Source organism: Kitasatospora sp. NPDC015121, assembly GCF_055562955.1.
In genome coordinates, this window is the sequence record NZ_JBVHEH010000002.1 from 347266 (window position 1) to 359008 (window position 11743).

Annotated in this window: 12 protein-coding genes; 4 read left to right on the forward strand and 8 right to left on the reverse strand. The window is 74.3% G+C overall.

Going from position 1 to position 11743, the window contains the following annotated elements; genetic code table 11:
* The first annotated feature begins 4 nt into the window (after positions 1-4).
* Complete coding sequence (locus ACZ3J7_RS03485; RefSeq protein WP_465616357.1) at positions 5-2167, forward strand: 3-hydroxyacyl-CoA dehydrogenase NAD-binding domain-containing protein; 2163 nt, start codon at positions 5-7, stop codon at positions 2165-2167.
* A 72-nt stretch (positions 2168-2239) separates the two neighbouring features.
* Here ACZ3J7_RS03485 and ACZ3J7_RS03490 read toward each other — a convergent pair whose 3' ends face one another.
* On the reverse strand, positions 2240-2950 hold the full coding sequence (locus ACZ3J7_RS03490) for a MerR family transcriptional regulator (protein ID WP_465616359.1): 711 nt from the start codon (positions 2948-2950) through the stop codon (positions 2240-2242).
* 75 nt (positions 2951-3025) lie between these two features.
* On the opposite strand from ACZ3J7_RS03490, the gene ACZ3J7_RS03495 reads away from it, so the two are divergent.
* Positions 3026-3247: a hypothetical protein gene (locus ACZ3J7_RS03495; protein WP_465616361.1), complete on the forward strand. Its 222-nt coding sequence runs from the start codon at positions 3026-3028 to the stop codon at positions 3245-3247.
* Between the two features lie 24 nt (positions 3248-3271).
* Here the strand turns inward: ACZ3J7_RS03495 and ACZ3J7_RS03500 are convergent, their stop codons facing one another.
* The 5 genes from ACZ3J7_RS03500 to ACZ3J7_RS03520 all read right to left on the reverse strand — a co-directional run bounded on the left by ACZ3J7_RS03500 (position 3272) and on the right by ACZ3J7_RS03520 (position 6329).
* Entirely contained in the window at positions 3272-4288 is a 1017-nt protein-coding gene (locus ACZ3J7_RS03500) for an isopenicillin N synthase family dioxygenase (protein ID WP_465616363.1), read from the reverse strand.
* Between the two features lie 120 nt (positions 4289-4408).
* On the reverse strand, positions 4409-4483 hold the full coding sequence (locus tag ACZ3J7_RS03505; protein WP_354644872.1) for a putative leader peptide: 75 nt from the start codon (positions 4481-4483) through the stop codon (positions 4409-4411).
* A 96-nt stretch (positions 4484-4579) separates the two neighbouring features.
* Complete coding sequence (locus ACZ3J7_RS03510) at positions 4580-5140, reverse strand: DinB family protein (RefSeq protein ID WP_465616365.1); 561 nt, start codon at positions 5138-5140, stop codon at positions 4580-4582.
* Between the two features lie 113 nt (positions 5141-5253).
* The gene (locus tag ACZ3J7_RS03515; protein WP_465616367.1) at positions 5254-5685 is read right to left on the reverse strand and encodes a VOC family protein; all 432 of its coding nucleotides are present in this window, start codon (positions 5683-5685) and stop codon (positions 5254-5256) included.
* Between the two features lie 104 nt (positions 5686-5789).
* A complete protein-coding gene (locus ACZ3J7_RS03520) occupies positions 5790-6329 on the reverse strand; it encodes a GNAT family N-acetyltransferase (protein ID WP_465616583.1) in 540 nt (179 codons plus the stop codon).
* A gap of 49 nt (positions 6330-6378) precedes the next feature.
* On the opposite strand from ACZ3J7_RS03520, the gene ACZ3J7_RS03525 reads away from it, so the two are divergent.
* Positions 6379-7419 carry a zinc-binding dehydrogenase gene (locus ACZ3J7_RS03525; protein WP_465616369.1) on the forward strand — a complete coding sequence of 347 codons (1041 nt, stop codon included), beginning with the start codon at positions 6379-6381 and terminating at the stop codon, positions 7417-7419.
* 87 nt (positions 7420-7506) lie between these two features.
* Positions 7507-7875, forward strand: a complete 369-nt coding sequence (locus ACZ3J7_RS03530; RefSeq protein WP_465616370.1) for a MerR family transcriptional regulator — start codon at positions 7507-7509, stop codon at positions 7873-7875.
* Positions 7876-7970: 95 nt separating this feature from the next.
* On the opposite strand, the gene ACZ3J7_RS03535 is transcribed toward ACZ3J7_RS03530, so the two are convergent.
* Positions 7971-8816, reverse strand: coding sequence for a HEAT repeat domain-containing protein (locus ACZ3J7_RS03535; RefSeq protein ID WP_465616372.1), 846 nt, complete (start codon positions 8814-8816; stop codon positions 7971-7973).
* Between the two features lie 380 nt (positions 8817-9196).
* Positions 9197-11611 (reverse strand): ATP-binding cassette domain-containing protein, encoded by a 2415-nt coding sequence (locus ACZ3J7_RS03540; protein ID WP_465616374.1) that lies wholly within the window; start codon positions 11609-11611, stop codon positions 9197-9199.
* Between the last annotated feature and the right edge of the window lie 132 nt (positions 11612-11743).

Consider the following 11743-nt stretch of genomic DNA (forward strand, 5'->3'; position numbering starts at 1 on the left):
CGACATGACCGACGTGAGCAGCCCCATCCGCTGGGAGCAGGACCAGGACGGCGTGGTCACCCTCGTCCTCGACGACCCGGCCCAGTCCGCCAACACCATGAACGCCGCGTTCACCGACGCGCTGGAGGGGGTCGTCGAACGGCTCGCCGCCACCGAGGAGTTGACCGGCGTCATCGTCACCTCGGCGAAGAAGACCTTCTTCGCCGGCGGCGACCTCAAGCTCCTCTCCGCCGCCGGACCCGCCGACGCCGAGCGGGTGTTCACCGACTCGATGCGGATCAAGCGGGCCCTGCGCCGGCTGGAGACGCTGGGCCGACCGGTGGTCGCGGCGATCAACGGCGCCGCGCTCGGCGGCGGCCTGGAGATCGCGCTGGCCTGCCACCACCGGATCGCGCTGGACGCCCCCGGCAGCAGGATCGGCCTGCCCGAGGTCACCCTCGGCCTGCTGCCCGGCGGCGGCGGGGTGGTCCGCACGGTGCGGATGCTCGGCATCGCCGACGCCCTGCTCAAGGTGCTGCTGCAGGGCCAGCGGTACCGCCCGGCGCAGGCCCTGGAACACGGCCTGGTGCACGAACTCGCCGCCACCGCCGAGGAGATGGACGCCAAGGCGCGGGCCTTCATCGCCGCCAACCCGACCAGTCTGCAGCCCTGGGACGCCAAGGGCCACCGGATCCCCGGCGGCACGCCCAGCACCCCCGCGCTGGCCGCGAACCTGCCCGCCTTCCCCGCGAACCTGCGCAAGCAGCTGAACGGCGCGCCCTACCCGGCGCCGCGCAACATCCTGGCGGCGGCCGTGGAGAGCAGCCAGGTCGACGTGGACACCGCGTTCGCGATCGAGGCCCGGTACTTCACCGAGCTGGCCTGCGGGCCCACCTCGAAGAACATGATCCAGGCCTTCTTCTTCGACATGAACGCCGTCAACTCCGGCGCCTCCCGCCCCGGTTCGGTGCCACCGCGGCAAGCCGCCAGGGTCGCGGTGCTGGGCGCGGGCATGATGGGCGCGGGCATCGCGTACTCCTGCGCCAAGGCGGGCCTGGACGTCCTGCTCAAGGACGTCACCCTGGCCGCCGCCGAACGCGGAAAGGCCTACAGCGCGGGCCTGCTGGACAAGCAGGTGGCGCGCGGCCGGATGACCGCCGACGAGCGCGCCGCCCTCCTGGCCCGGATCACCCCCACCGCCGAGGCCGCCGACCTGGCCGGCTGCGACACCGTCATCGAGGCGGTCTTCGAGAACCCCGAGCTCAAGCACAAGGTCTTCCAGGAGGTCCAGCACGTCGTCGCCCCCGACGCGCTGCTCTGCTCCAACACCTCCACCCTGCCGATCGGCCTGCTCGCCGAAGGCGTCGACCGGGCCGCCGACTTCATCGGCCTGCACTTCTTCTCGCCGGTCGACAAGATGCCGCTGGTCGAGATCATCCGCGGTCCGCGCACCGGCGACGAGGCGCTGGCCCGGGCCTTCGACCTGGTCCGGCAGATCCGCAAGACCCCGATCGTGGTCAACGACTCCCGCGGCTTCTTCACCTCCCGGGTGATCGGCCAGTTCCTCAACGAGGGCGTCGCGATGATCGGCGAGGGCCTCGACCCGTCCTCCGTCGAACAGGCCGCCGCCCAGGCCGGCTACCCCGCCAAGGTCCTCGCGCTGCTGGACGAACTCACCCTCACCCTGCCGCGGAAGATCCGCAACGAGACCCGCCGCGCCGTCGAGGAGTCCGGCGGCAGCTGGACCCCGCACCCCGGCGAGGCCGTCATGGACCGGATGCTCGACGAGTTCGGCCGCCCCGGCCGCAGCGGTGGCGCGGGCTTCTACGAGTACGTCGACGGCCGCCGCACCCGGCTCTGGCCCGGCCTGCGCGAGCACTTCGCGCGGGCCGGCGCCGAGATCCCGTTCGAGGACATGAAGGAGCGGATGCTGTTCAGCGAGGCGATCGACTCGATCCGCTGCCTCGACGAGAACGTCCTCACCTCGGTCGCCGACGCCAACATCGGCTCCATCCTCGGCATCGGGTTCCCCGCCTGGACCGGCGGCGTCCTCCAGTACGTCAACGGCTACCCCGGCGGCCCGGCCGGCTTCACCGCCCGCGCCCGCGAACTCGCCGCCGCCTACGGCGAACGCTTCACCCCGCCCGCCTCGCTGGTCGCCCTCGCCGAGAGCGGCGGCCGCTACTAGCCCCCGCCGGGTCGCGTCCTCGTGGCGCGGCCCGGACCGCCCCGCCGGCCGGGGCCGGGCCGGTGCGCCGGATCACTCCGCCGGGCGGGCCAGCTCCTCCGCCAGCGAGCGCTGGAACGCCGTCACCAGCGCCTGCACCACCATCGGCTGGATCCGGTCGGTCAGCTCCCGCATCCGCTCCAGCTCGGCCGGCTCCGGGCCGCTCTCCCGGTAGGGGCGCCACACCGTGTCCCGGAACAGCCGGTGCAGGTCGTGCGCCGTCGCCCGGCTGTGCAGCCGCACCACCGCCCGGGCCGCCAGCAGCGTCTCCAGCGGGATCGGCACGTCCAGCACCCGCACCCCCAGCGGCAGCAGCCCCGGATCGACCTCGAACACCTCCGGGTCCCCGGTGCGGTGCAGCGCGCCCATCGCCACCAGCGAGTCCAGGTCGGCGTCCGACAGCGCCCGCCCGGCCCGCCGCTCCACCTGCTCCCGGCTCGCCGCCTCCGCCGACTCCGGCGTCCAGGACGCCACCAGCGCCCGGTGGATCGCCAAGTCCAACTCGCCGACGTCCTGGGGCAGTTGTGCCAGGTACCGCTCGATCGCGGCCAGCGTGAGGCCCTGCCGCTGCAACTCCTCGATCAGCTCCAGCCGCCCCAGGTGCTCGGCCCCGTACCACCCCACCCGCCGCGCCCCCAGCACCGGCGGCGGCAGCAGTCCCTTCGCCCCGTAGAACCGCAGCGTCCGCACCGTCACCCCGGCCCGGGCCGCCAGCTCCTCCACCGTCCACCGCGGCCCGTCCACCACACCCCGCTCCTCGCTGCCCCTGTGACACCGGAAGTGTCGCACCCGCCTCCACCGTCACACCAGGACGCCAGCATGCCCGCCATGACAGTCCCCGACCTGGTCCCGATCGCCCACGAGCCCGGCCACCACACCGACACCATCGGCCACTGGGACGGCGGCCGGTTCTTCGCCCACGTGACCCGGGCCCGCGACGGCGACCACTGCCACGCCGTCCTGCACCTGTTCGACCGGGCCGAGTTCCACCCGAACGGCCTGGGCTTCGGCCCGCCGTGGGACGGTCTCTACGACACCTGATCCGTCCTCGGCGGACCGCGCCGGTCAGCCCAGCGGGAGCAGCTCCGGGTGGTGGCGCCTGGTGACCGCAGGATGAGCCCGCGAGTACCCCTTCAATTCGTTCGCTCCGAACTCGGCGTGCAGCGGATTCGAAGGGTCCTGGGTGATGCCGGGGGCGTGGTGGGCGTGCGGGAAGTCGAGCGGGGCGATGTGGGCGTCCAGGCGGGGGTTGTAGAAGAACGGGACGGAGAAGCGCTCGCGGGCGCCGGGCGGGGAGACGACGCGGTGGGAGGTGGCCTTGAGGTAGCCGTCGGTGGCGACCTCCAGGAGTTCGCCGAGGTTGACGACGAAGGCGCCCTCCAGCGGGGGGACGTCCAGGAAGGTGCGGTCGGGGCGTTCCACCTGGAGGCCGCCGACGCTGTCCTGCAGGAGCAGGGTGATGAAGCCGTAGTCCTTGTGGGTGCCGACGCCCTGCGGGGGGCCGGCGGGGGCGCTGCCGGGGTAGCGGACCAGCTTGAGGTGCAGGTGCGGGTGCGGGGCGAAGGCGTTGTCGTAGAAGTCGGGGCGGGCGCCGATCGAGGCCAGGAGTTCGTGCAGCAGGCGGCGGGCGACGCCGTCCAGGCGGTCGATCCAGTGCAGGGCGGCGGTGCGCAGCTCGGGGAGGGCGGCGGGCCACTGGTTGGGGCCCTCCAGCCACCAGTACGCGGGCTCGTCCGGGGCCGGGACGTGCGGGGGGAGCTCGGGGCCGATGTCCAGCTGGTCGCGCCAGTCGCGGCGGCCCGCGGTGTGCTCGTCGCCGGTGCGGGTGTAGCCGCGGAAGTGCGGGGAGTTGAGGTTGCTGATCGCCAGCCGGTCGGCCTCGGGGAGGGCGAAGAAGGCCCGCATCGCGGAGGTCAGGGCGGCCGTCTCGGCCGGGGTGACGCCGTGGCCGGTCAGCTGGAAGAAGCCGACGCCGGTCGCGGCCGCGCGCAGCTCGTCGTGCAGGCGGGCCCGGTCGGCGGGGGTGCCGTCGGCGAGCGAGAGGTCGATCACGGGGAGGGAGGTGGGGTGCTGCTGCGTCATGGGGGTGCGTCCGCGGTGGTGAAGCCCTCCGGCGGGGTCGGCGGGTCGCGCCGGGGGCCGGGGGAGACGGGAGCCCGCGCGCCCGGGTGCGGGGCGTGGGGCCGGAGGAGGGGTACGAGGTCAGCCGGAGCGTCGACAGGACATGCTCGTGACGCGGAGCAGGTCCACGTGGCGACGGCTGACGAGTAGGAGCACCCCACCAGGCTACAACCCCCCGCCGGGAAGCCCCCGGCCGGAAGCCCCGACCGGGAGGGCTTCCGGCCGGGGGCCCCGGGCGGGCGGGGACGGACGTCAGTACCCCGTGGTGCCGTCGGCCCGCTCGCGCAGCAGGTCCGCGTGCCCGTTGTGGCGGGCGTACTCGGCGAGCAGGTGCACCAGGATCCGGCGCAGCGAGACCGGCCGCCCGGTGGCCTTGTGGGTGCCGGTGGCGTCCAGCGAGGGGGCGGCGGCGACGATCCGGCGGGAGGTCTCGACCTGGGCGCGCCAGGTGGCGAAGGCCTGCTCGAAGTCGCCGTCGAGGCGCTCGAAGTCCTGGTCCGGGTCCTCGTCCGAGTAGTACACCAGCGGCGCGGACTCGTCCCCGGCGAACTGGATCTGCAACCACCACTGCTCGACCCCGGTCAGGTGCCGGACCAGCCCGTGCAGCGACAGCCCCGACGGCGGCACCAGCAGCTCCGACAGCCGGCCGGCCGGGACGCCCGCGCACTTCAGGGCGAAGGTCTCGCGGTGGAAGTCGAGGTACGCGAGCAGCACCTCCCGCTCGTCGCCGACCAGCGGCGGATCGGCGCGCCCCTCGGCGCCGGCCCAGGCGGGGGAGAAGTTCTGCGGCGAGGTGGTGGGTTCATCGCTCATCGGCCCAGCCTGCCAGCAACCGCCGACAGTGGCCCGGGCCGGACGTGCCCGGGCCGCCCCGCCCGGGCCGGACGTGCCCGGGCCGCCGCCGTCCCCGGTGTCGCGGCGGAGGATCAGGAGAGGCAGAACTCGTTGCCCTCGACGTCCTGCATCGTGATGCACGACTCGTTGTCGGCGTCGGCGCGCTGCGTCAGCACGTGCTTCCCGCCGAGCGCCGTCAGCCGCGCGCACTCGGCCTCCAGGGTGGCCAGCCGCTCGTCACCCACCAGCCCGGCACCGGCCCGCACGCAGAGGTGCACCCGGTTCTTGACGACCTTGCCCTCGGGGACCCGCTGGAAGAGCAGCCGCGGGGCCACGCCCGAGGGATCGGTGCACGCGAAGTAGACCTCGTCCTCGGGCGGCAGCGTGCGGTGGTACTCCTCCCAGGAGGCGAACCCCTCCGGGACCGCCGGCACGACGTACCCCAGTACTTCGCACCAGAAGGCGGCGAGGCGCGCGGGCTCCGCGCAGTCGAAGGTCACCTGGAACTGCTTGATCGTTGACATCGGCGCACAATAACAGGGGAACGCCCGTCTTCCCAGGTCAGGCGGCCCGCACGTGGCCGGGGCGGCGCCCGCCGCCGGAGCGCCTGCCGTCAGAGCGCCCGCCGTCAGAGCGCCTGCCGGTAGACCTGGCGCGAGCCGCCCTCCGGGCCCGGATCGGCGGCCTCGGCGGGGGAGAAGCCCAGGCGCTCGTAGAACACCCGGGCGCCACTGGCCACCGCGCCCGGGTGGTCCGCGCCGAAGGTCACCACCTCGACCGTCCGGACGCCGTCCGGGCGGCGGGCCAGCGCCTCGGCGACCAGCGCCCGGCCGACGCCGAGACCGCGGACGGCGGCGTCCACCACCAGCCAGTGCAGGTGGCACACCGGCGGGTGGTGGCCGACCAGCAGACCGCCCAGCAGCGGACCGTCCCCGTCGGCGGCGGTCGCCACCAGGGCGCTGCCGCCCGCGAGTTGCTCCTCGACGGCGGCGTGGAAGCCCGGCTCGTCGACCATCGGCCCGAACCACTGCTCGACCTGCCCGGCCAGCCGCACCAGCCCGGCGGCGTCCCCCGGCCGACCGGCGCGCACCCGTACCCCTGCCACGTCCCGCCCCGTTCCGTTCCGTCTCCTCCGGCCGGGCGGACTTGACCCTGACCCGCGGGTCAGGGGCTAGCGTTCCGGCACTTCCCGTCCGCGACTCCCCGAGGAGCCTGGCATGAGTGTGCCCGAAACCGTCCGCGAGATCCGACTCGCCCGCCGCCCGCAGGGCCGCCCGGTCGCCGCCGACCTAGCCGTAGCCGAGGTGCCCGCGCCGGTGCCGGGGGAGGGCCGGGTCCTGCTGCGCAACCGGTGGTTCCTGCTCTACCCCGGACTGGCGACGCTGCTCGGCGACACCCCGCCGGGCACCCCGTTCCCGCCCGTCCCGACCGGCGGCACGCTGTTCGGGCCCGCCGTCGGGGAGGTGCTGCACGCCCCCGCCGACAGCGGGCTGCACACCGGCGACCTGGTCGGCCACGTCCAGGGCTGGCGCGAGTACGCGGTCGCCGAACCGGCCGAACTCACCCCGCTGGCAGGCCTGTTGCCCGACCCGGCGGCCTACCTCGCGCCCGGCTCGATCGGCTACGGGGCGCTCGCCCTGACCTCGCCCGTCCGGCCCGGCGAGACCGTCCTGGTCACCGGCGCGGCCGGCGCCGTCGGCACCCTGGCCGGCCAGACCGCCCGGCTGCTCGGCGCGGGCACCGTCCTGGGCACCACCGGTTCCCCGGCCAAGGCCGAACGGCTGCGCCGGCTCGGCTACGACACCGTCCTGGTGGACGACCGCACGGGCGGCACCGACCCCGGCCGCGCCGAACGCTTCGCCGAGCGGCTCGCCGAGGCCGCGCCCGACGGCATCGACGTCCTGCTCGACACCGTCGGCGGCCACCAGGCCGAAGCCGCCCTGGCCGCCGCCCGCCCCGGCGCCCGCGCCTCCCTGATCGGCGTCCTGTCCGGCCAGCTCGCCGACACCCCCGCCCCGGTCGTGCCGCTGCGCCTGGACGCCTTCCAACTCATCGTCAAGGGCGTCAGGTTGACCGGCCACGGCGCCGAGGGCCACGCCGCCGCGCAGGCCGGCTGGCTGCCCCGCTTCGCCGAGTGGCTGCGGGACGGCCGGATCACCTTCCCGCACACCCGGGTCAGCGGCCTCGACCAGGCGCCCCGGGCGTTCCAGGAGATGATCGAGGGCCGCCACTTCGGCACCGTCCTGGTCGAGCTGTAACCGGAATTCCCGGACGGCGGACGGGGTTCCACCACCCACGGGCTGCACCGCCCGCCAGGTGGCACCACACGGGGAGGACGCACGGGCATGCGGATCGGGGACGCGGCGGCCGCCGCCGGCACCACACCCAGGGCGCTGCGCCTGTACGAGCAGCGCGGTCTGCTGCCCGCGCCCGTCCGCAGCTCCAGCGGGCAGCGCGTCTACGGCGAGACGGACGTCGCCCGGGTCCGGGTGATCCGCGGCCTGCTCGCCCTCGGCCTCACCCTCGCCGACCTGCGCGGCCACGCCGAAGCCGTCGACCTGCTGCTCGCCGACCCCGCCCGCCGCTGCGGCGGCAACCCCTCCGGCGGTCCGATCGTCCGCCGCCGACTGGCCGCCCTGGACGCCGAGATCGCCCGCCTCACCCGTCTGCGTACCGCCCTCGCGCTCGCGGCGGAGCGGCCCCCGGAGGCCTGAGGGCCGCCGCCGGGGTGCGGGACAGGGCCGGGGCCGGTCGGGGGCGGGGGCCGGTCCGGGGCGGGGGCGGGGGCGGGCGGGGTTCGGGTCGAGTGTCAGGCCGCGTGGTGCCGGGCCAGCAGGACGGCCTCGCGGCGGAGCACCTCGTCGCCGGTGCGCTCGGCCGCGGCGAGCAGGTGGCCGGGGAAGGCGGCCTGCAACTCGGGGTGGGGGGAGAGCAGGCCGTAGGTCGCCCAGAGCAGGTGCTCGCGGGTGAGCGGGTCGGAGCGGTGCGGGACGTACCAGACGTCGTCGAAGCGCGCGCGCAGCGACGGGTCGGTGAGCAGGCTGAGCACCCGGGTCAGGTGGCGGGCTGGAAGGTCCGGGTCGAGCACGGCGGAGGCGTGCACGGCGGCGAGGTACAGCGCGGGGTGGTCCTCGGTCAGGGTCTCGGCGAGGACGGCCCGGGCGCCGGTGGTGCCGGTCATCCCGAGGGCGCGGACCAGGGAGAGCCGGACGGACGGGTCGGTCTCGGTGCGCCACAGGCCGAGCAGGCAGTTCGGGTCCGGGGCGAGCAGCAGCGCGGACCGCCGGACCGCCGGGTCGGGGTCGGTGAGCAGCGGCAGGGTCTCCGCGCGGTGCCGTGCGGCCAGCCCGGAGTCGGCGCGCAGCAGGCGGGCGAGCAGCAGGGTCAGCGGGGCGCGGACGGCCCCCATGCCCGGGTCACGGGCCAGGACGATCAGCAGCGGCACCGCGACCGGCGCGGCGGAGGGCACCGGCCGTCCCGGCTCCGGAACGAGGCAGTGCAGCAGCTCGCAGTCCTCCGGCCTGGCCTCCCGCCCGGCCACGGCCAGCCGGTGCAGCACCCGGGGCACCATCGTCGCCGGGCTCGACCAGTGCGCGGTCTCCAGCCCCTCCCACAGCGCGTCGTCCAGCTCCGTCAGCGGGATTTCCGTGGTCATGCCCTCTCCCCGTACTCCGTCGTGCGCAGTGAAGCCGTTCCCCCGTGAAGATCGCTGTCATTCTCGGGCGGGACCGCCGCGCTGTCGTGGGGATTTCCGGCCCGGGACGAAAACTTTGCCGAGGTGATGCGGAGGAGTGATGGAGCGTCACGGATGGCGTCGGGGCGGTGGCCGATTGTTGCCGCGACACCGATGTCGCGACATTCGTGCCGCGACATCGATGGCACGTCATCGATGACACGGCATGGGTGATCTGACATCGGTGTCGCGACATCGGTGTCACGTCATCAGTGCCGCGACACGGATGTCACAACACGGATGTCGCAACACAAATGTCGCGACACCGATGCGGTGACACCGGTGTCGCGACACCGCCCCCGTCAGGCTCCGACGTACTCGGCGAGGTGCCGCCCCGTCAGGGTGCTGCGGTCGGCGACCAGGGCGGCGGGGGTGCCCTCGAAGACGATCCGGCCGCCGTCGTGGCCGGCGCCGGGGCCGAGGTCGATGATCCAGTCGGCGTGCGCCATCACCGCCTGGTGGTGCTCGACCACGATCACCGACTTGCCGGAGTCGACCAGCCGGTCCAGCAGGCCGAGGAGTTGCTCGACGTCGGCCAGGTGCAGGCCGGCGGTGGGCTCGTCCAGGACGTAGACGCCGCCCTTCTCGGCCATCTGGGCGGCCAGCTTGAGGCGTTGGCGTTCACCGCCGGAGAGGGTGGTGAGGGGCTGGCCGAGGGTCAGGTAGCCGAGGCCGACGTCGGAGAGGCGCTTCAGGACGGTGTGCGCGGCGGGGGTGCGGGCGTCGCCGTCGCGGAAGAACTCCTCCGCCGCGTCGACCGACATCGCCAGCACCTCGGCGATGTCCCGGCCGCCGAGCCGGTACTCCAGCACCGCGGCCTGGAAGCGCTTGCCCTCGCACTCCTCGCAGACCGTCGCGACCCCGGCCATCATGCCCAGGTCGGTGTAGACCACGCCCGCGCCGTTGCAGGTCGGGCAGGCGCCCTCGGAGTTGGCGCTGAACAGGGCCGGCTTGACCCCGTTCGCCTTCGCGAAGGCCTTCCGGATCGGCTCCAGCAGGCCCGAGTACGTCGCCGGGTTGGAGCGCCGGGAGCCCCGGATCGGGCTCTGGTCGATCGCCACCACCCCCTCCGGGACGGCCCCGCCCACCAGCGCCGCGCCGCTCACCAGCGAGCCGTGCACCAGCGAGCTCTTTCCGGAGCCCGCGACACCGGTGACCACCGTCAGCACGCCCAGCGGCACGTCCACGTCGACCTTGCGGAGGTTGTGCGCGTCCGCCCCGCGGATCTCCAACACGCCCTTGGGCGCGCGGACTTCGGGCTTGAGTGCGGCCCGGTCGTCGAAGTGCCGGCCGGTGACGGTACCGCTGGCGCGCAGCCCGTCCACGCTGCCCTCGAAGCACACCTGGCCGCCCGCCGAGCCGGCGCCCGGGCCGAGGTCGACGACGTGGTCGGCGATCGCGATGGTCTCCGGCTTGTGCTCGACCACCAGCACCGTGTTGCCCTTGTCGCGCAGCCGCCGCAGCAGCCCGTTCATCCGCTGGATGTCGTGCGGGTGCAGCCCGGTGGTCGGCTCGTCGAAGACGTACGTGACGTCGGTCAGCGAGGAGCCCAGGTGCCGGATCATCTTGACCCGCTGCGCCTCGCCGCCGGAGAGCGTCCCGGCCGGGCGGTCCAGCGAGAGGTAGCCGAGGCCGATCTCGGTGAACGAGTCCAGCACCTGGCCCAGCGAGGCCAGCAGCGGCCCGACCGTCGGCTCGTCCAACTCCCGCACCCAGTCGGCGAGGTCGCTGATCTGCAGGGCGCAGGCGTCGGCGATCGAGAGGCCCCGGATCTTCGAGGAGCGGGCGTCCGCGCTCAGCCGGGTGCCGTCGCACCCGGGGCAGGCGGCGAAGGCCACGGCCCGGTCGACGAACTCGCGGATGTGCGGTTGCAGGGCGGCCCGGTCCTTGCTGAGCATCGACTTCTGGATCCGCAGCACCAGGCCCTCGTAGGTCATGTTGATGCCGGCGATCTTCATCCGGGTCGGCTCGCGGTACAGGAAGTCGTGCCGCTCCCGCTCGCTGTACGCGTCGATCGCCTTGTCCGGGTCGACCAGGCCGGACTCGGTGTACAGCCGGTGGTTCCAGCCGCCCGACTTGTACCCGGGAACGGTCAGCGCGCCCTCGTTCAGCGACTTCGAGCCGTCGTACAGCTGCCCCAGGTCGATGTCCGAGACGCTGCCCCGTCCCTCGCAGCGCGGACACATGCCGCCCGCCCGCCCGAACGTCCGCTTCTCGGTCTTCGTGCCCTCGCCGCGCTCCACCGTGACCGCCCCCGCGCCGTGCACCGTCGGCACGTTGAAGGAGAACGCGGGCGGCGGCCCCACGTACGGGTCGCCGAGCCGGCTGAACAGGATCCGCAGCATCGCGTTGGCGTCCGTCGCGGTGCCGACCGTCGAGCGCGGGTCGGCGCCCATCCGCTGCTGGTCGACGATGATCGCCGTGGTCAGGCCGTCCAGCACGTCCACCTCGGGACGGCTCAGCGAAGGCATGAAGCCCTGGACGAAGGCGCTGTACGTCTCGTTGATCAGTCGCTGCGACTCGGCCGCGACCGTCCCGAACACCAGCGAGCTCTTGCCCGAACCCGACACCCCCGTGAACACCGTCAGCCTGCGCTTGGGCAGTTCCACGCTGACGTCCTTCAGGTTGTTCACCCGCGCCCCGTGCACCCGGATCAGGTCGTGGCTGTCCGCCGGGTGCCGCCCGTCCCCACCGCTCGTCGCTGCCGCGCCGCTCATCGTCCTCGTCCCTCCGTCCGGCGGCGCCCGTGGCGACGCGGCCGCCCCGATCCAACCACCCGGAACCCGCGGACGCCGGTCCGCGTCCTGACAAAGCGCGGGTAAAGTGACCGGCCGGACCACCCGGGAGAC

Coding starts and splice junctions, on each gene's coding strand:
- ACZ3J7_RS03525 (WP_465616369.1), top strand. CDS start 6,379: ATGAGTGTGCCCGAAACCGTCCGCGAGATCCGACTCGCCCGCCGCCCG.
- ACZ3J7_RS03500 (WP_465616363.1), bottom strand. CDS start 4,288: ATGACGCAGCAGCACCCCACCTCCCTCCCCGTGATCGACCTCTCGCTC.
- ACZ3J7_RS03540 (WP_465616374.1), bottom strand. CDS start 11,611: ATGAGCGGCGCGGCAGCGACGAGCGGTGGGGACGGGCGGCACCCGGCG.
- ACZ3J7_RS03485 (WP_465616357.1), top strand. CDS start 5: ATGACCGACGTGAGCAGCCCCATCCGCTGGGAGCAGGACCAGGACGGC.
- ACZ3J7_RS03515 (WP_465616367.1), bottom strand. CDS start 5,685: ATGTCAACGATCAAGCAGTTCCAGGTGACCTTCGACTGCGCGGAGCCC.
- ACZ3J7_RS03530 (WP_465616370.1), top strand. CDS start 7,507: ATGCGGATCGGGGACGCGGCGGCCGCCGCCGGCACCACACCCAGGGCG.
- ACZ3J7_RS03510 (WP_465616365.1), bottom strand. CDS start 5,140: ATGAGCGATGAACCCACCACCTCGCCGCAGAACTTCTCCCCCGCCTGG.
- ACZ3J7_RS03535 (WP_465616372.1), bottom strand. CDS start 8,816: ATGACCACGGAAATCCCGCTGACGGAGCTGGACGACGCGCTGTGGGAG.
- ACZ3J7_RS03495 (WP_465616361.1), top strand. CDS start 3,026: ATGCCCGCCATGACAGTCCCCGACCTGGTCCCGATCGCCCACGAGCCC.